Consider the following 17,370-nt stretch of genomic DNA (forward strand, 5'->3'; position numbering starts at 1 on the left):
CTTCGTCGTTGTTGCCGGCAGAAAGTACTGCAGGGGCAGGAAGTGGAGCGGCAGCCAGGTCCGATGTTCACCAGCATGCTGGACCGCGTGGTTCAGCATCCCGTTGGAGTGCGGACTCCGCACCACCTCAACCGGGAATACGGGTGAGGGGAACGGATTTGTCAGGGCGCGGGTAGCCCGTCAGCGTACCAGTCAGTATCTTGTCGTGAAATGTTGGTCTGGACGTCTTGGTCTGCCATGTGAAACACGAGCATCGTTCACTTGTAGTGAGCCGGTGCGATGGCCGTCGTGCTCAGCTTAGGGATGCGAGGGTTGCGACAGAGTTGCAGACCTGTGAGTCAACTCACGGACGCTGGTGTGTTTCGAATTCGGATTCCAAACGCTCCAGGTCAGCAACCACGGCCGCCCGCTTGGGGGAGCGCGGGGGCAGTAGTTTCAGCGCCGCCATACGGACGGCCATGTCATCCCTCGCTTCAGGAAGGTCCGCATGCTGGAGCAGGGCCTCTGCACTGCCGTCCGTGAGGAGAGCTTCCCGCAGCAGGGTGGAGACGCGCTGCCGCGGGTGAACCACACCTTGAGCCTCCGAGTGCGGCAGCACCGGACCCCGATAGATGTCCAGGGCAACTCGATGTGCTCCGCGCTGGAGGCAGCTGAGTACTTGGCCAGCGTCGGGCATGACGTTCGTCGTGGAGGTTAGAAGGCCCCGCCATCCCGTATTGCCTGTTCGCCCCGGCTGTTCGACCTCAAGACGAAAGCAGGGAAAGCGATCAAGCGATTCCCATCGAGTACAGTCGACGCCATTAGGCGCTGGTCTCGGCGGGGCCGCTTGCTCGCCCCGGCGTTCAATAAGCCACGTACGTTCCAGGTAGCCCTTGACCGTTACCGGCCAGTAGGGTATCTGTGCGGATCGGCTTTTGTGCCTACGAGTGACGGGTCTTTTATGCGACGGTTTCTCGTGGTGAGCCTCGGAGACGACTTTGCGGATTGCGGCATCACCCTTACCTTCGCAATGTAATGGAAGGCTCCTGTTGTCAGCGGCCGGCCAGCAGTTCTTCGTCGCGGGAGTCGTCATAGTCGTCCCGTGCCTTGAGGATTTCGGGCACGTGGCTCTCAGCCCAGGCACGTAACTGGCCCAACGGCACCAGCAGGGACCGGCCCGTTTCGGTCAACTCATAATCGACCCTGGGCGGAATCGTGGGATGCACGGTCCGGGTGATGAGCCCGTCACGTTCGAGCGCCCGCAGGCTCTGCGTCAGCACCTTCGGCGTCACGGTGTTGACCATGTTTTTCAGGGCAGTGAACCGCACGGGGCCATCGGCGAGGACCTGGATGATCAGTGACGCCCACTTATCACCGATGCGTTGGAAAATCACCCGGGAGGGGCAGTCAGGGTCGAGGATGTTGGCTGTCCTGCTATTGCTATCCATTTGGGTACTCAGTTCCTTTGAAGCTATCAGTATCTAAAAAATACTATAGAGGGGTACCAGCAAGGCATCAACCCCGAGGAGAACCCGTGAAGATCGCAGTCTATGGAGCCACCGGCATGGTCGGCAGCCAGATCGTCAGCGAAGCGCTGTCCCGAGGCCACGAAGTGACGGCCATTTCCCGCCGCGGTGCAGAAGTTGCCGGCACCCAGGTCCAGGCAGCTGACCTGGCAGACGCGGCAACCTTTGCCGCTGTCGCAGAAGAACACGACGCCGTGGTCCTGGCCACTGGCCCCAGCCGCACCGGCGGAGACCACGGGGAATGGCTCACCGCGATGAAGACTGCCTATGCCAACGCCAGCGGCACGCGCCTGCTGGTCGTGGGCGGCGCAGGCGCACTGGAAATCAACGGTACCCGCCTCGTTGACACCCCGGAATTCCCCGAAACCTACAAGGCCGAGGCCCTCACCCTGGGTGCAGCGTACGACGCCATCAAGGAAGCCCCGGCAGACCTGGACTGGACCATGCTCGCACCGGCCCCCGTCATCCAGCCCGGCGAACGCACCGGCACGTACAACACCGCCAAGGACTCCCCGGCCGGCGACAGCATCTCCACCCAGGACTATGCGGTGGCCATGCTTGATGAAATTGAGCGCCCGGCATACCGCAACGCCCGGTTCACCGCCGCCAACTGAAGCGCCTAAGAAAACACCCACAGCTAAGCAGTGCCGTGCGGCCAGATCACCATCTGACCGCACGGCACGCCGCGCGGTAAAACCTCAACACCTAGGCAAAGGACCACCATGACTTCCACCAAACTGACCTACGTCTTCGACGCCTACTGCGGCTGGTGCTACGGCTTCGCCCCGGCACTGCACGAACTGGCCCAGGACGACAGCATCGACATTGAGGTCATCAGCGGCGGCCTCTTCAGCGGCGACCACGCCGGCCCCATCGGCGCGCTGCCGCACATCCCCGGGGCCAATGCGCGGATCGCCGCCCTTACCGGCGTCCGCTTCGGTGAAGCCTACGAAACAGTTCTCTCAGACGGAACCCTGCACATGGATTCGGACGACGCCGGGGCAGGTCTGGTCGCACTGAAAGAAGCATCGGGCGGCAAAGACCTGGACATGGCAGCAGCAATGCAGCAAGCGTTCTACATCGACGGACTCAGCCTCTCCGACACGGGAACATACCGCACCATCGCGACGCGTGAAGGTCTGGATCCCGATCTCGTGGAAAAGCTCTACACCGATCCCGGCACCCGGGAAAAGGCATTGTCGGAACAGGAACGCGTTGCAGATCTCGGAATCCACAGCTACCCCACCCTCCTCGTGCACACAGCTGCAGGTCCGGTGAGAATCGGTAGCCCGGTTTACTCCGCCCAGCAACTGCGCAAGGCACTAAAAGACCTGCACGAAGCACAAACCAGCTGAGTTCCCACCCACGCTGGCCGTCGGGGCGGGCCAGGACCGCCATTGCACGCCGTAGACACATCATCAATTCGCAGCAGTAGTGGGCTCCCTCAATGCCGATCCCTACTCCCGCCGGCACATCGTCTCCGCGTGGAACGTCGCTGAAATCCCCGGCATGGCCCTGCCCCCCATGCCAGACCCTCTTCCAGTTCCACGTAGACCCAACAAACACCCTCCGGCGCCGACAGGCTCAGCCGCCAGCTCTACCAACACAGCGCAGACCTGTTTGTCGGAGTGCCGTTCAACAGCGCCTCCTACTCCCTACTTACCGAGATGTCCGCCCATCAACTCGGCTTGGCAGCCGGAGAGTTCAGCTGGACCGGCGGGACTGCCACACCTACGACAACTACACCGACCAGGTCCGAGAGCAAATTCTGCGTGCTCCGTTCCCATCACCTCGATTGTCCTTCCGCCGCCGCCCGGAACACCCTTTTTGACTACACCTGGAATGACCTCCAACTCCTGGACAACCGCCATCATCCAGCCATAGCCGCCCTGGTAGCAGTGTCAACACGGTCCATCAGAGACGCAGCCCGGCCCTGGACGGGAGCGGGCTTGCATGTAAGCGCGACCACACGTATCGTTTTCTGCTAATGGCGATAACCGCCAACAGGATTGTTACCCGGAAACGGGGCAAGACCTGAGAAGCACATACGTGCGTTCTCGGGTCTTTTTTTGTGCCCAAAAACTGACAGAGAGGTCTGACATGGCAACTGTGGACTACCGGTCTCTTGCCGGCGATATTCTTCAGGGGGTCGGCGGCGAGCAGAACATCGCCAGCGCAGCCCATTGTGCAACGCGGCTGCGGCTGAAGCTGCGGGACGACGCCAAGGCGGACACTGCCACTATCGAAAAATTGCCCGGCGTCATCGCGGTGATGAGGGCCGGCGGCCAATACCAAATAGTCATCGGTGACAACGTACCCACCGTTTACGCTGAACTTGGCAAAATTACCAAGCTCACCGGTGACGCCGCAGAGGATGAAGCACCCGCGCCCCATGGCAACCTGCTCAGTCGCTTCATCGAACTGATTTCCGCGATTTTCAACCCGGTCATTTGGCCGTTGGCCGCCGCCGGCCTGCTCAAGGCGTTCCTGAGTATGGCAACGCAGCTCGGCTGGCTCGATCCGGCGTCACAGACGAACGTGATTTTGGCTGCCACCGGAGATGCGCTCTTCTACTTCCTGCCGATATTCCTGGCCGTGACGGCAGCCAAGAAGTTCAAGGCCAACCAGTTCACAGCCATGGCTATCGCAGGGGCGCTGGTTTATCCGACCATCGTGGCTCTTGCCGGTAAGCCGGAACCGGTGAACTTCGCAGGCATCCCCGTAGTGATGATGAACTACACCGGCTCCGTCGTCCCGATCATCGTGGCCGTCTGGCTCCAGGGCTACCTGGAGCGTTTCCTGACGCGCGTGCTTCCCTCTGCGATCCGGAACTTCACGACGCCATTGCTGACCCTGCTTGTCATGGTCCCGCTGGTCCTGATGACTGTTGGGCCAGTGACCACCATTGCCGCACAAGGACTTTCTTCAGGTATCAGCGCAGCCTTCACCTTCGCGCCGTGGCTCGCGGGCGCCATCATGGGTGGTTTCTGGCAGGTCTTCGTACTCTTCGGCCTGCACTGGGGATTCCTTCCCGGCATGCTTAGTGAAATTGCCACCCAGGGCCACTCGCTCCTGTTCGGGCCGCTGCTCCCTGCCGTGCTCGCCCAAGCAGCCGCGACACTTGCCGTGGTGCTCCGAACCCGCAACAAAGCCCGCCGCGCCGTAGCCGGGCCGGCTGCTCTCTCGGGCTTCCTCGCGGGCATCACTGAGCCCGGAATCTACGGAGTCAACCTGCCACTGAAGAAGCCCTTCTACTTCGGCATCGCCGGTGGTCTCGTAGGCGGCGCCGTTGTCGCTGCCGGCGGCACCGGGGCCACGTACTTCGTGTTCCCGTCACTGCTCGGTCTGCCCGCCTTCAGCACCGTCGGCAACTTCGCCCTCCTGCTCCTGGGCACCGGCATCGCCGTCGCCCTCGCCTTCATCCTGACCTTCCTCTTCGGACCACGCGAACAGGAAGACGTGGCAGCACCGGAGAGCCCCACCGCGTCCGTTGGGACGGCGGGCGCCCATGCTCACACCTCGGCAATGGCTGTACCTGCCACTACCGGCCTGGTTGAGGTAGTAGCTCCTGTCGCTGGCAAGGCAGTGGCACTGGCCGACGTGCAGGATAAGGTCTTCGCATCCGGCGCCATGGGGAAAGGCCTTGGCATCGTCCCAGCAGACGGCCGGATCGTTTCACCGATCACCGGAACCATCAAGGCGGCCATGAAGACCGGGCACGCCTTCGGCATCAAGTCCGACGACGGTGTGGAGGTTCTGGTGCATATCGGCATCGACACTGTCCAGATGCAGGGCCGCGGCTTCGAGCCAGCGGTCACGCGGGGCCAGCAGGTGCGCGCTGGTGACCTGCTCGCCGTCGTCGATCTCAACGCTGTTGCTGCGGCAGGCTACGACACCACCACCCTGGTGATGGTCACCAACACGGCCCAGCTTCGAAGCGTAGACCCGGTAACAGAAGGGACCCTCGCACAGGGCGATGCTGCCATCACCGTCGAGGTCTAACCACCAATCCGCCAACTTCGGTCCCTACAGCAAAGGAACCACACTGTGACCACTACTTTCCCTGATGGATTCCTCTGGGGCGGCGCGACCGCCGCCAACCAGATTGAGGGCGCCTACAACGAGGGCGGCAAGGGCCTGTCCATCCAGGACGTGATGCCCAAGGGCATCACCGAGTCTCCGACCGAGGGCCCGACGCCGGACAACCTTAAGCAGGTGGCGATCGACTTTTACCACCGGTATGAGGAGGACATCGCTCTTCTCGCGGACATGGGCTTCAAGGTGTTCCGCTTTTCCATTGCCTGGAGCCGCATCTTCCCGCTCGGCGACGAGGATACCCCCAACGCCGAGGGCCTGGCCTTCTACTCACGGATCCTGGACGAACTGGAAAAGCATGGCATTGAACCGCTGGTCACCATCAGCCACTATGAGACCCCGCTGCACCTGGCCAGGAAATACAACGGCTGGACCAACCGGGAGCTGATCGGCTTCTACGAGCGGTACTGCCGCGCCCTGTTTGAGTACTTCGGCGGCCGGGTCAAATACTGGCTGACGTTCAACGAGATCAACTCCATCATCCATGAGCCCTTCCTGTCTGGCGGCATCCCGGCTCCCAAGGAACAGCTCACCAAGCAGGACTTGTACCAGGCCATCCACCATGAACTGGTAGCTTCCGCCAGGGCCACCAAGCTGGCGCACGAGCTGATGGCCGGCGCCCAGGTTGGCTGCATGATCATCGCAATGCCGGCCTATCCGCTGACCCCGGACCCGTCGGATGTCGTGGCCGCGATGCATACCTCGCAGGACAGCTACGCCTTCGGCGATGTTCACTGCCGCGGTGAATATCCCGGATACCTGCTGCGCTACTTCCGGGACAACGGCATTGAACTGGACATTACGGCGCAGGACCGCGAGGACCTGAAGCACACGGTGGACTTCGTCTCCTTCAGCTACTACATGAGCATCTGCGAAACCGCCGACCCCGCGAAGAAGATCAAGGGGCCCGGCAACATCATGGGCGGGGTGCCCAACCCGACACTTAAAGCTTCCGAGTGGGGCTGGCAGATCGACCCCCAGGGGCTGCGCGTGGCCTTGAACGACTATTGGGACCGCTGGCAGAAACCGCTGTTCATTGTCGAAAACGGCCTCGGCGCAGCTGACCAGCTGGTCGAGATGGACGGCCGGAAAATTGTCGTGGACGATTACCGCATCGCTTACCTCAACGACCACCTGGTCCAGGCGCGCGAGGCTGTGGAGGACGGGGTCCGGCTCTTGGGTTACACCGCCTGGGGCTGCATCGACCTGGTCAGTGCCTCCACGGCACAGATGAGCAAGCGCTACGGCTTCATCTATGTGGACCGTGATGATGACGGCACCGGCTCCCTGGAGCGCTACCCCAAGAAGTCATACGGGTGGTACAAGGAAGTCATCGCCACCAATGGTGCCAGCCTCAAGAACTAGGACCAGCCCGCTGGCAATCACCGGCCAGCAAGTCATGGAGCCCCGCCGCAAACGAAAGGAGGACGACATGGAGGTCCTGCGCGTCTTTAATAACAACGTCGTCCTTGCCCGCACGGCAGACAGGGGAGAGGTGATCCTCACAGGCCGGGGTCTCGGCTTCCAAGCCAAACCAGGCAAGGCGGTGGACCAAACCAAAATCGTTCGCGTCTTCGTCCCCGAGGACGGGCGGGACGCCGATAACTTCGGCGCACTCGTGGCAGCGATACCGCCTGAGCACCTTCTGCTCGCTGATGAGGCGCTGCAGATAGCAAGGAAGGGCCTGGCGAGCACCATAAGCTCAACCACTGTCGTCGGCCTTGCGGACCATCTCAGTTTTGCAATCAAACGCGTGCGCCAGGGCATCAACCTCGAGTACCCCCTGCGCGCGGAGGTTTCCCACCTCTACCCGGAGGAACTCCAGACGGCTCAACGCGTCCTCGACTTCGTCAATACACGTGTCGAGCATCCCCTGCCTGCCGCCGAAGCTGTTCCGATCGCCCTGCACCTGGTCAACGCCGGGTTCGCCACAGGCGACCTGTCCCTCACCTATCAAATGACGGGCGTTTTCACCCAGCTTTTCGAGGTCCTGGAACAGTCATACGAGCGTCCCTTCAATCGCGACACCGTCAACGCCGCCCGCTTCATCACCCACCTGCGCTACTTCTTCGTCAGAGCCCAGACAGGGAGGCAACTCGAAGAAGGCGCGACGGCACTGAGCAAAGCAATCCGCGAGTCCTATCCTGACGCTTACGCCACAGCGCTGAAGCTCCAGACAGTACTCGAACTCCGCCTGGGGGAACCCCTTACCGAAGACGAAGTCACATACCTGACGCTCCACATCGCCCGGATGGTCGAAGATCTCCGGTTGTAGTAACTACCCACAAAACTGGACGGAAAAGACATATGTTCGAACGCACTGCCACAATTGCCAGTACTTCCGGTCTTCATGCCCGGCCCGCCACCATCTTTGTCGAAGCGGCAACGGCCTACGATGGGCTTGAGATCACCATCGGCCGTGCGGGGGAGCTTGCCGAGGATGCCATGGACGCCACCTCGGTTCTTTCTCTCATGAGTCTTGGCCTCGAACACGGGGACCGGGTGGTTCTCCGTAGCGAAGCTGCCGGCTCAGAGCAGGCACTGGATCGACTCGTCGGTCTGCTCGAGACCAACCACGACGCCTGAGAGAGTCTGACGTGAAAATTGGCATCCTTACCAGCGGTGGCGACTGCCCCGGACTGAACGCGGTCATCCGTGGCGCCGTGTTGAAAGGCATTGCCGTCCACGGCCACGAGTTCGTCGGTTTCCTCGATGGTTGGCGCGGCGCGGTGGAGGGCGACATCATCGACATCCCCCGCACCATGGTCCGCGGTATCGCCAAGCAGGGCGGCACCATCTTGGGCACCTCCCGCACCAATCCGTTCGAGAACGGCGGCGGCCCCGAGGTCATCAAGGCCCACATGGACCGGCTCGGCATCGACGCGATCATCGCCATCGGCGGTGAGGGAACCCTCGCCGCGGCCAAGCGCCTCACCGACGCCGGCCTGAAGATCGTTGGTGTCCCCAAGACGGTGGACAACGACCTCGACGCGACCGACTACACCTTCGGTTTCGACACCGCGGTACAGATCGCCACCGAAGCGATCGACCGGCTCCGGACCACCGGCGAATCCCACCACCGCTGCATGATCGCCGAGGTCATGGGCCGGCACGTCGGCTGGATCGCGCTGCACGCCGGGATGGCTGCCGGCGCCCACGTCATCCTCATTCCGGAGCAAAAAGTCAGCATCGAGCAGATCACCTTGTGGGTGAAGGAAGCGCATGCCCGTGGCCGAGCACCTTTGGTGGTTGTGGCTGAAGGATTCGTTCCCGAACATATGGAGACCCCGCACTCCGAGCGCGGCCTGGACACCTTCGGCCGGCCGCGCCTGGGCGGCATCGCCGACCAGCTTGCCCCCGAGCTCGAAGCCCGGACCGGCATTGAAACCCGCGCCACCATCCTGGGCCACATCCAGCGCGGCGGCGTGCCGTCCGCCTTTGACCGCGTCCTGGCCACCCGGCTTGGCATGGCAGCGATCGATTCCGTGGTGGAGGGCTACTGGGGCACCATGGTGGCCCTCAAGGGCACGGACATCGAGCATGTGGGCTTCCAGGCAGCACTGGGCCAGCTGAAGACGGTCCCGCAAAACCGCTACGACGAAGCCGCAGTCCTGTTCGGTTAAGAGCTAACCCGGCGGCCGGACTAACGTCGAAGAATCTGGCGTAGTGCTTAAAGCATCAACACGGCTGGGACGATCTGCCGGCCAAGCTCTCCGACATGATGTCCCCGCACCGCCTGCTGAAAACACCTTGGGCGGTGTAATCGTTGGGAAACGTGTTCTTCAAGTTCTCAGTGGAAGAGTGCCAGGGGCCCCAGGGGTTGTTTCAATGATGCCGCCACGGTCTGCTGGAACCATCTTTGGGCTGGTGAGGTGGGCGGCGTACCGTTCCAGTACAGCGACACGTTAAAGCTCGGTATGGTGAAGGGCAGTTCTCGCAGAGTTACAGGCCATTGGGCGGCAAAAAGTTCAGCCACCCGCAACGGGACGATGGCAGCATAGTCACTACTTGCAATGACGTAGGGGAGAACCGAAAAATGGTGCAGCCGCAGTGCGATTCGACGTTGGATGCCCATCGATTCCAGGAGCCTGTCCGCTTGAGAGTGACCGGCTGACGGGTCGATGGCCACGTGGCGGAGGAAAGCGAACTCTTCGGCACTGAGTTGGGTTGGCGAACCGCTGTACGTTTTTGGAAGGACGCAGACGTAGCGCTCTTCGTAGAGGACCTCGTGGTGTTCTGCGCCTTCGATGGGAATACTCGCCACGGCTGCGTCTATTTCCCCTTGGATGAGCCATTGTGAGACTGCGTCGATTTGCATTGGAACGATTTCCAGGGTCGCGTGGGGGGCTTCCGAACCGAAGGCTTGCAGGATGGGGGAGAGGAATGCCAGCTCCCCCAGGTCCGTGAGGCAGAGGCGGAACTGCTGTCGGGTGACAGCTGGATCGAAAGTCCTGCCGGCTTCGACTGACGCGTCGATGGCGTTGACGGCCTTTTTGAAGGTGGTGAACAGCTCGGTTGCTCTGCGGGTGGGTATCATTCCCTCCGCATTACGGATGAACAGTTGGTCGGCAAGTTGTTTGCGTAGCCGCGCTAAGGCGTAACTCACCGACGGCTGAGTGACGGAGAGTTCTTCGGCGGCGCGGGTGAGGCTTCCGCTTTCATAGATACTGAGGAATGTTCGGATCAGGTGAAGGTCGATGCCGGCCATTTGCTTATCATAATGTGGGATTATTACCGCGCCGCCGCGAAGGTCTAGCTTTCGCCCTCAAGCCTTTCCAGGGCATCGTGTGCCGCAGCTGCAACCGACTTAGCTGCCTGGACGAGCTGGTCGCGCTCGGTTGTATCGATAGGTCCGAGTTCGGCAGTGACAGTCCTGTGAGTGAATCTTGCGGGCAGTGAAACGAAGCTGTCCGGGAGGCCACCAAGATCCTTGGTCCACACGGTGGCGGGGTGGAGTTCCCCCTCCGCCATGTTCCGGACAACGTGGGCGACGCCCAGTGGAGTGGTCCATCCGCTGCTGCGCCCGGGCTTGAGCTGCGACCATCGGAAGAACCAGCCTGTGATGTCCTCGGTGACACGTGCGCGCTGGGCCGGATCAAGGTTGGCCGGTTTTCCATCGACGGTGAGGGCACTGAACAGTGGCACTTGTCCGTTGCCGTGCTCGCCGAGAACGAGACCGTCGACACGATCCGGAGCGATAAGCAATTCGCGGGCGACGGCGGCGCGGAACCGCAGGGAGTCGTTGAGGCTGTAGCCAACGATACGGTCAGGGCTGATATTGGACAGCCGTCGCAGGGACTCTGCCAGGACGTCCACTGGGTTGGACAGCAGCAGTACCGTTCCCTCGGTCCCAGACAAGCGCTCGATGTCGGGAACGAGGCGCCGAAGCAGTCTGAGGTTGGCAAGGAGGAAGTCCCGCCGGTCGCCGTCGGGAGTCTCTGGAGCGGACGCTGCGACGATGACCAGGTCGACAGCCGAACCGTCGGCGGGTGGCCCGACGACGAGCTTGGTGCGGGACGCAGAGAGTATTTGTGCTTCGGAGATGTCTATTGCATGCGCGTGGAGGATATTGTCGCGCAAGTCGATCATGTGAACAGTCTCTGCAAGGCCATCGACAGCGAGGCGTTCGACAACGCCGGATCCAATAAGGCCTGCTGCTCCGATAACGGCAACCGTCCGGGGCCAGCTGAAACTTGCTTCTAAGGGTGCATCCTTGGTGTGTTCGGTCATTCTTCTCTCCAGTTGTGCGTGATGTTAGGGAGCGGGTGGTGCCGCCTGACCGCAGGTGCGATCGGGCGGCACCGCGTCATTTCGCGGCGACTGGTTCTGCCGACGATTGGGGAGAGCGGGCAGCGGCGAAGCCCTGCAGGTGCCGGTCCCTGATGGCTAGAAGGCAGCCGATGGACATCGCCATGAAGACCATGATGTACCCTGCGATCGCCAGAGAGGTTCCGGTAGCCTGGTGCAATCCTTCAGCGATGGCTGGCGCGAAACCGCCCCCCAGGATGCCGCCGACGGCGTAGGGGAGTGAAGCGGCGGTGTAGCGGATACGCGGCGGGAAGAGGGTGGCGAACAACGAGCTTTGCGGTCCGTAGGAGACGCCGAGTCCGATTGCGAGAACGAAAACGGCAACCGCGAAGGCAACCAGTGATCGCGAGTCAATCAGAACGAACATGGGGATGGCCCAGAGGCCGATGAGGATGTAACCGCCCATCATGGCTTTTCGTGCACCGAACCGGTCGGCCAGGGATCCGCCCCACAGCGTGCTGCCGATCCATATCAGGGATGCGCACATCAGAATCAGCAGTACCGGCCCAGCTTCCATCTTGAGCCCGGAGGTGGTGTACGGCAGGAAGTATCCGATGAGGAGCAGGCCAGCAAGGATGTTGGCCATGAACGCTCCCGCTGCCAGTGCCATGTGGCCCGTGTAGCCCTTGAATGCTTCCTTGAGGGGGATTTTGGCTTCAGTGTGTTCCCTCTTCACTTCCGCGAACGCTGGGGTTTCTTCGATGGATGTCCTGATTTTGATGCCGACGAGGACGAGGGCGACGCTGATAAAGAAGGGGATGCGCCATCCAAAGGAAGTGAACTGTTCCGGTGTGGTGAGTGACTGGACGAGAAAGAAGCTGCCGGTGGCCAGGACGAATCCTGCGGGTGTTCCGATTTGGGAGAATACGCCGTAGAAGCCACGTTTCCTTTCCGGCGCGTACTCAACGGCCATCAGGGCCGCGCCTCCCCATTCTCCGCCCGTGCTGAGGCCTTGAATGAAGCGCAGGATGACCAGCAGCACGGGGGCGGCAACGCCGATCTGGTCATAGGTCGGAAGCACGCCCATTCCGAGACTGGCGATTCCCATTACGCCCAGCGTCCCGATAAGCGTCGCTTTTCGTCCATAACGGTCTCCGAAGTGCCCGGCGATGATCCCCCCGAGCGGGCTGGCGATGAAGCTTGCCGCGACGGATCCGAGCGAGACGATCAGGGCGTCGGGGCCTAAAGCGCCGAAAAACTGTTGGCTGAAGATGAGGCCGGCAGCGGAGATGTAGGCGAAGGACAAGTACCACTCGATGGTGGATCCGATCCCGCTGGCGAGTCGTACGTTGCGCAGTTGAGCACGACTGGGGGGCGTATGCCCCTGGCCTGATGTTGTTGCTGTCATGGGAGGTCCTTTGGGCTTGCTGGGGAGGGAGAAGGTGCCAGCGCGAGGGATAGCGTGCTGGGGGAGGCGACGTGGGAGATGTGCGGCTCCAGCGTTGTGACCAGGGCCAGAAGATCGTCATCGGTCTCCGGCGGCGAGGTGAACTCGATGCCCACGGGAAGGCCCGTTCGGGTTCCGGGGCGAACGGGGACAGAGATGCCGGGCAGACCGAGCACTCCGCCGAGGTCGGTATGGCGGATGAGGGTGGGGAACACGGGCACGTTTCGCCCGTTGTGTTCCATCAGGTCGCTTTCCTTAATGAGCGGTGCAACAACCGGGACGGTGGGAAACATCAGGGCCTGCACACCTGCCGTGTTGAGTCGGCGGCTCAGTTCAGCCCTGAGTTGTCTCCTGGTCTCAATGGCAGCGGAGTAATCCCGCTCGGACACGGAGCCAAGGCCGGAGGAAAGGATAAGGCGGACGTCAGGGCTGGCGATGCTCCCGATCAGATCCTGCAGGCTCGGCCCGCCAGCGTGGTCCAGGTAGTCCTGGATGCTTTTTTCGGCCTCGCCCCACAAGATGGTGGTCGCTATCGCGCCGGCACTCTCGACGATATCGCCGATCGCGACATCGCTAAACTCGACTGCCTTAGATTGAAGGGTCTGAAGAGCACGCGCGTAGCTGTTGGCGACGTCTGGGTGCAGGTCGTAGGAATGGAATGGACTGGTTCCTAGACGAATGGCGTCCACCGCGGGAACTGGTGTTGCCGCCGGGCGTGCTGCGAGCACAGAGTCGATGAGGAGAATGTCCTCCATCGAGCGGGTAAGCGGGCCGGCCGTGTCCCGGGTGGGACTGAGGGAGAGCATGCCGCCCTCCGGGTACCGCCCGGGGGAAGGCCGGAAACCGAACAGGCCACAGAGGGCTGCGGGCATCCTGATTGACCCCCCGGTATCGGTGCCGATACCTACAGGGGCAAGCCCCAAGGCAACAGCGCCGGCCGTCCCGCCACTGCTGCCTCCGCAGATCCTTGTCGGGTCCCACGGGTTTCGCGGTACTCCTTGGAACGCGTTATTTGAGGTCGCACCCAGGGCGAGCTCGTGCATGGTGTTCTTGGCTGTAACGATGGCACCTGCACCGATGAGGCGCTCGACCAGCGGTGCGCTGGCTGAAACCCGGTTGCCCGCCAAAGCCGGTGTGCCGCCGGTCGTCGCGGAACCGGCGACATCAATGTTGTCCTTCACGACTATCGCGACGCCGGCAAGGGTTCCGCTGCGGTGCCCGATGAAGGTGCTTGTGGCTGTTTCGCAGACGGTGCTGTAGCTGGCCAAGTCCACGGAGAGCGCCAACAGGTCTTCCAAGTAGTCCTGCTGGTTCGTTGAGCCAGCGTCCACCGCTGCCAGAAAGGCCGATGCCGTCAGGTCCCGAGGAGACTGACCTTCTCCGAAAGTCTTTACTGCCGATGGGGCGGCGGGCGTGTCCATTGCTCTGTCCTTAGATTCTTTCCTGGTTTCTGGCTGGCCGTTGGGTGCAGACGTGGGCGTGCCGGTGGCTAATCTCTCGGTAGTAACTTTCCGAATGCCCCCATGCGGTGCGGGCGAGGCTGCAATTTTTTCGACGACGAACGTGATGGGGGTTCGTTTCGAAACGGATTGGTAGGTCCTACTGGCCTTGGCGGTGAAGCTGACCACGGTTCTCCACTGGCGGACCAGCGGCCTGATGTTGGCCTGGGCCCAGATACGAGGCACACCACTTCAGGGACGGCAACGTGGGTGATGGGGGGCGGCGGTCAGTCGTGTGCTGCAGTGGCAAATAGGCGTGGCGGGGCAGGTGACGCCTCGGGCTCCTTTTCGAGGGCCGGGAATCCCTGTGGCGGGAGGGGTTCCGCTGCGCCTTCGGTGGTTACGGGTGCAGCGGGCGCTGCGTTGAAGACCAACCGAAGGACATCGGGGCGGGCATAGTGGCCCGCCGGATCCAATGTGTTTTTGGCCAAGTCGACGCTGGATAGGTCGATGTCTGCATAGACGATGCCCTCCTGTGTCGGGGGCAGCTGTTCGGTGATTAGTCCGGAGTCGGGGCCGTAAACGCGGGCGAACCCTCCACCGCCGGTGTACACGGGAGTTGGACCACCGGTGGCATCGGGAAAGGCGCGTGCGCCTTCATCACTCATGATTTGTGATGAGGTGATGACGAAGGTGCCTCCTTCTAAGGCGTAGGTTTGGGAGGCGGCCATGATGGACTCGGGGCTCAGGGCAGGCGCGTTGCCCAGGATGCCGAGGCAGGGCCAGGCGGCGACGTGGATCTGTTCGTTCTGTGAGTACATTGCGTACTTGGTCAGAGGCTGCAGGTGCTCGGCGCAGTTCAGTGCTCCCAGTCGCCCCAGGGCCGTGTCGATTACCCTGATTCCGCTGCCGTCGCTTTCCCCGAACAGGGTACGTTCAACGTGGGTTGGCTTGAGCTTGCGGCGGTGCAGCAGGACTTCACCGTCCGGACCGATGATGGATTGGGCCATGTAGAGGGACCCTCCGAATTTTTCGCTGTATCCCAGCACGACGGTGATGGAGTGTTCACGGGCGGCCCGTCGGATCCGCGCCATCTGTTCGCCTGAGATTGATATGGAGTTGGCGTGGTAGCGGGCGACGAACTCCTGCTGGAGGTAGACCGGGTAGCTCCAGAGAAATACTGGGTATCCCGGAATCCAGGTCTCGGGGAATGCAAGCAGGTCGGCGCCCCCCGCGGCGGCCTCGGCGATGAGAGCCACTGTTTTCGCCACAGTGGCGTCTGCATCGAGCCAAACAGGCTCGGCCTGAATGGCGGCAACACGGACGCTCATTTCTACTCCTGCATTTGGTGGGAAAAAGATCCTAAGGTGGGGTCTGAAGTGGAGAGGATCACTCAGTGGATACGACTCTACTGAGCAGTGTGCCATCAAACCAGTAGATATTTTTTGTATGCCTAATAGATAGCATCTATGAAGCTGCTGACACAGGTTTTCGTCGCTACGCAACTAGGACGAACAGCGGGTTTTGCCGGGGCTGAAGCCCTGATCGGAGTTGACGGCGCCTCACCCAAGCGGCGGCAACTCCGATCCGAAGGCCGTGTCGTAAGCCTTAGAAAGGGTATTGGCGGGGGCTGCTCTGGACGCTGACCCACTGGTCAGTCGTGAATTCCTCGATCGCCCATTCGCCGTTGAATCGGCCTAGCCCGGAGCTCTTCTCTCCACCGAAGGCAACGTGTGGTTCATCGTTGACCGGGATGTCGTTGATGTGGGTCATGCCGGCCCTGATGCCGCGAGCGAAGCGCAGACCGCGTTCAGTGTTCCCGGTAAAGACCGCACTGGAGAGACCGAAGCTGCTGTCATTGGCAAGCTGCAGGGCGTGTTGTTCATTTTCTGCGCGGAGGATGCCTACTAGGGGTCCAAAGATTTCCTCGCGTGCGATCTCCATGTCTGCTGTGACGCCGGTGAAGATGTGCGGCGGCAGGACATTGCCATCGATCTGTCCGTCGAGGGCCGTCTTGGCACCCTGTTCCTGGGCTACCCGGATCTTTTCACGAAGCCCGTCCAGCTGCTTTCCGTTAATAACCGGTCCGATAATGGTGGCAGGGTCGGCCGGGTTCCCGGTGGGCAAGGAGCGAACGTGCTCGGTAAATTTCTGCACGAATTCGTCGTGGATGGTTTCTTCGACGATGATCCTGTTGATGGCCATGCAGATCTGTCCCTGGTGCAGGAACTTCCCCATCGCGGCGGCCCGGACAGCCTGATCAACGTCGGCATCGGCCAGTACGACGAACGGGCTGTTACCGCCAAGCTCCAACGCAACGTGCTTGAGGTGTTCGCTGCTTCCGGCGAGGCGGGCCACGTTTTGTCCTACCGGGGTGGAGCCGGTGAAGGAGATAAAGGACGGCACCGGATGTTCGACGAACGCGTCACCGATTTCTGATCCGGCACCAATGACGACATTTAGAACCCCGGCTGGAAGCCCTGCCTCTTCGAAGACCTTCGCCAGAATCAGGCCGCCTGTCACCGGAGTGTCACTGGCGGGCTTGATTACGACTGCATTTCCCAGGGCAAGAGCGGGCGCTATGGATCTCTGTGTCAGGTGCAGCGGGAAGTTCCAGGGGCTGATCACACCGACAACGCCCAGCGGCCGACGATAAACCCGGTTCTCCTTGCCGGCAGTATTCGATTCTAGGATTCGTCCTTGGACACGATGCGGGAAGGAGGCTGATTCGATGGTGATTCCGATCGCGGCACCGAGTTCGATGTTGGCTTTTAGGACGGTGCTGCCGGATTCAGCCACCAGCCAGGAAATAATCTCTTCGCGTCGTTCTTCAAGGATTTGCGCTGCTCTCAGCATGACCCGTTGCCGGGCCGCCGGGCTGGCGGCCGCCCAGTCAAGCTGGGCACTTTGCGCTGCTGTATAGGCGGCGTCAAGGTCGGCGGCATCGGCCTGACGGATTGCGACGAGGTCATCGCCATTGAACGGGTTTGTGACGTTCAGCACCGTGGAAGAGTTTCCGTCCCGCCACAGGCCGCTAATGAATTGGTGGCCTGTAATCCAGGCGGTCGGGGTGGGGGTTTCCTGTGCGAGCTGGGTGGTCATGTCAGATTTCCTAACGTCGGCTGATTCGTGGGTC

The 17,370-nt window shown here is 61.7% G+C and carries 15 protein-coding genes and 1 pseudogene; 8 read left to right on the plus strand and 8 right to left on the minus strand.

The genetic code is table 11. The features are described 5' to 3' along the window. Positions 1–343: 343 nt before the first annotated feature. Together ACFC25_RS10115 and ACFC25_RS10120 are read right to left on the minus strand one after the other, a co-directional pair. Positions 344–682, minus strand: a pseudogene (locus ACFC25_RS10115) (transcriptional regulator); the annotation flags it as partial. Between the two features lie 349 nt (positions 683–1,031). Beyond that, entirely contained in the window at positions 1,032–1,427 is a 396-nt protein-coding gene (locus ACFC25_RS10120) for a winged helix-turn-helix transcriptional regulator (protein WP_376045020.1), read from the minus strand. Between the two features lie 86 nt (positions 1,428–1,513). Here ACFC25_RS10120 and ACFC25_RS10125 point away from each other — a divergent pair, with 86 nt between their 5' ends. The 8 genes from ACFC25_RS10125 to ACFC25_RS10160 all read left to right on the plus strand — a co-directional run bounded on the left by ACFC25_RS10125 (position 1,514) and on the right by ACFC25_RS10160 (position 9,223). After that, complete coding sequence (locus ACFC25_RS10125; RefSeq protein ID WP_376045021.1) at positions 1,514–2,119, plus strand: NAD(P)-dependent oxidoreductase; 606 nt, start codon at positions 1,514–1,516, stop codon at positions 2,117–2,119. A gap of 108 nt (positions 2,120–2,227) precedes the next feature. Beyond that, positions 2,228–2,860: a DsbA family protein gene (locus tag ACFC25_RS10130; RefSeq protein ID WP_376045022.1), complete on the plus strand. Its 633-nt coding sequence runs from the start codon at positions 2,228–2,230 to the stop codon at positions 2,858–2,860. A 273-nt stretch (positions 2,861–3,133) separates the two neighbouring features. Continuing rightward, entirely contained in the window at positions 3,134–3,493 is a 360-nt protein-coding gene (locus ACFC25_RS10135) for a thymidylate synthase (protein WP_376045023.1), read from the plus strand. A gap of 112 nt (positions 3,494–3,605) precedes the next feature. Continuing rightward, on the plus strand, positions 3,606–5,507 hold the full coding sequence (locus ACFC25_RS10140; protein ID WP_376045024.1) for a beta-glucoside-specific PTS transporter subunit IIABC: 1,902 nt from the start codon (positions 3,606–3,608) through the stop codon (positions 5,505–5,507). A 45-nt stretch (positions 5,508–5,552) separates the two neighbouring features. Then, positions 5,553–6,965: a glycoside hydrolase family 1 protein gene (locus tag ACFC25_RS10145; RefSeq protein WP_376045025.1), complete on the plus strand. Its 1,413-nt coding sequence runs from the start codon at positions 5,553–5,555 to the stop codon at positions 6,963–6,965. Positions 6,966–7,032: 67 nt separating this feature from the next. Beyond that, a complete protein-coding gene (locus ACFC25_RS10150; RefSeq protein WP_376045026.1) occupies positions 7,033–7,875 on the plus strand; it encodes a PRD domain-containing protein in 843 nt (280 codons plus the stop codon). Positions 7,876–7,907: 32 nt separating this feature from the next. Then, complete coding sequence (locus ACFC25_RS10155; protein WP_376045027.1) at positions 7,908–8,186, plus strand: HPr family phosphocarrier protein; 279 nt, start codon at positions 7,908–7,910, stop codon at positions 8,184–8,186. Positions 8,187–8,197: 11 nt separating this feature from the next. After that, positions 8,198–9,223 carry a 6-phosphofructokinase gene (locus tag ACFC25_RS10160; protein WP_376045028.1) on the plus strand — a complete coding sequence of 342 codons (1,026 nt, stop codon included), beginning with the start codon at positions 8,198–8,200 and terminating at the stop codon, positions 9,221–9,223. 167 nt (positions 9,224–9,390) lie between these two features. On the opposite strand, the gene ACFC25_RS10165 is transcribed toward ACFC25_RS10160, so the two are convergent. The 6 genes from ACFC25_RS10165 to ACFC25_RS10190 all read right to left on the minus strand — a co-directional run bounded on the left by ACFC25_RS10165 (position 9,391) and on the right by ACFC25_RS10190 (position 17,336). After that, complete coding sequence (locus ACFC25_RS10165; RefSeq protein WP_376045029.1) at positions 9,391–10,308, minus strand: LysR family transcriptional regulator; 918 nt, start codon at positions 10,306–10,308, stop codon at positions 9,391–9,393. A gap of 44 nt (positions 10,309–10,352) precedes the next feature. Continuing rightward, complete coding sequence (locus tag ACFC25_RS10170) at positions 10,353–11,330, minus strand: hypothetical protein (RefSeq protein WP_376045030.1); 978 nt, start codon at positions 11,328–11,330, stop codon at positions 10,353–10,355. Positions 11,331–11,406: 76 nt separating this feature from the next. Continuing rightward, a complete protein-coding gene (locus tag ACFC25_RS10175) occupies positions 11,407–12,756 on the minus strand; it encodes an MFS transporter (RefSeq protein ID WP_376045031.1) in 1,350 nt (449 codons plus the stop codon). Continuing rightward, a complete protein-coding gene (locus tag ACFC25_RS10180; RefSeq protein WP_376045032.1) occupies positions 12,753–14,216 on the minus strand; it encodes an amidase family protein in 1,464 nt (487 codons plus the stop codon). Before ACFC25_RS10180 ends, ACFC25_RS10175 begins: the two co-directional genes overlap by 4 nt. Positions 14,217–14,521: 305 nt before the next feature. After that, positions 14,522–15,565, minus strand: a complete 1,044-nt coding sequence (locus ACFC25_RS10185; RefSeq protein WP_376045033.1) for a carbon-nitrogen hydrolase family protein — start codon at positions 15,563–15,565, stop codon at positions 14,522–14,524. 277 nt (positions 15,566–15,842) lie between these two features. After that, positions 15,843–17,336: an aldehyde dehydrogenase family protein gene (locus tag ACFC25_RS10190; RefSeq protein WP_376045034.1), complete on the minus strand. Its 1,494-nt coding sequence runs from the start codon at positions 17,334–17,336 to the stop codon at positions 15,843–15,845. Between the last annotated feature and the right edge of the window lie 34 nt (positions 17,337–17,370).

Origin of the sequence: Pseudarthrobacter sp. NPDC055928 (assembly GCF_042270935.1) — a bacterium.
Lineage (GTDB): Bacteria > Actinomycetota > Actinomycetes > Actinomycetales > Micrococcaceae > Arthrobacter.

What these genes read in the sequence shown, in the direction of transcription:
- ACFC25_RS10120 (WP_376045020.1), bottom strand. Translation starts at nt 1,427, where the DNA reads ATGGATAGCAATAGCAGGACAGCCAACATCCTCGACCCTGACTGCCCC.
- ACFC25_RS10130 (WP_376045022.1), top strand. Translation starts at nt 2,228, where the DNA reads ATGACTTCCACCAAACTGACCTACGTCTTCGACGCCTACTGCGGCTGG.
- ACFC25_RS10140 (WP_376045024.1), top strand. Translation starts at nt 3,606, where the DNA reads ATGGCAACTGTGGACTACCGGTCTCTTGCCGGCGATATTCTTCAGGGG.
- ACFC25_RS10150 (WP_376045026.1), top strand. Translation starts at nt 7,033, where the DNA reads ATGGAGGTCCTGCGCGTCTTTAATAACAACGTCGTCCTTGCCCGCACG.
- ACFC25_RS10155 (WP_376045027.1), top strand. Translation starts at nt 7,908, where the DNA reads ATGTTCGAACGCACTGCCACAATTGCCAGTACTTCCGGTCTTCATGCC.
- ACFC25_RS10165 (WP_376045029.1), bottom strand. Translation starts at nt 10,308, where the DNA reads ATGGCCGGCATCGACCTTCACCTGATCCGAACATTCCTCAGTATCTAT.
- ACFC25_RS10170 (WP_376045030.1), bottom strand. Translation starts at nt 11,330, where the DNA reads ATGACCGAACACACCAAGGATGCACCCTTAGAAGCAAGTTTCAGCTGG.
- ACFC25_RS10175 (WP_376045031.1), bottom strand. Translation starts at nt 12,756, where the DNA reads ATGACAGCAACAACATCAGGCCAGGGGCATACGCCCCCCAGTCGTGCT.
- ACFC25_RS10180 (WP_376045032.1), bottom strand. Translation starts at nt 14,216, where the DNA reads ATGGACACGCCCGCCGCCCCATCGGCAGTAAAGACTTTCGGAGAAGGT.
- ACFC25_RS10185 (WP_376045033.1), bottom strand. Translation starts at nt 15,565, where the DNA reads ATGAGCGTCCGTGTTGCCGCCATTCAGGCCGAGCCTGTTTGGCTCGAT.
- ACFC25_RS10190 (WP_376045034.1), bottom strand. Translation starts at nt 17,336, where the DNA reads ATGACCACCCAGCTCGCACAGGAAACCCCCACCCCGACCGCCTGGATT.